Here is a 591-nt window from a genome sequence, read left to right on the forward strand (position 1 = left end):
AGCCCGGCTGCGCCGTGCGCGCGGCGCTGGAGGATGGCAGCCTGGACCCGGAGCGCTGGCGCAGCTGGGGCAAGCTGCAGCGCGAGCTGGCGCATCTGGAGCGCAAGGAGGACCCGCTGGCGCGGGCCGAGGCGCGCAAGGTCTGGATCCAGCGCCACAAGCAGTACCGCGCCGGCAAGAAGCGCGGCGACTGGGGGTGAGCGGCATCCGGATGCGGCCTGCCCGCTCGTGACGAAGCCGGGCGTCTTCCTGCGTGCCCCTGCCGCAAGCGAGGCCTTTCCGGAACGCCGGCCTTCGCCGTCATTGCGAGGAGGCGAAGCCGACGAAGCAATCCATGGGCCAGCACGGGCTGCCGCATGGATTGCTTCGCTGCGCTCGCAATGACGATGCCGGCTATTCTGCAAGGGGCCGGCCTGGCCGGGGAGGCCGACATCGCACAGCGATTTCGGGTGAGGAGGCGAGAGCTGGCCACCCTCGGCAATCCCGATCGTCTTTTCGCGTTGCCTCTCCCGCCTGGCGGGATCCTTTTCAGAATTCGATCACCTGAACCGACGCGTGTTTTCCACACTCCCCCTCCCCTTGCGGGAGGGG

Annotated in this window: 1 protein-coding gene; it reads left to right on the forward strand. The window is 69.2% G+C overall.

Annotated features, from left to right (window positions below; translation table 11 throughout):
* Positions 1-200: hypothetical protein (locus P409_RS40495; protein WP_034849911.1), on the forward strand; the 200-nt coding region annotated here is incomplete at its 5' end.
* Positions 201-591 lie beyond the last annotated feature (391 nt).

Origin of the sequence: Inquilinus limosus MP06 (assembly GCF_000767795.1) — a bacterium.
GTDB lineage: Bacteria > Pseudomonadota > Alphaproteobacteria > DSM-16000 > Inquilinaceae > Inquilinus > Inquilinus limosus_E.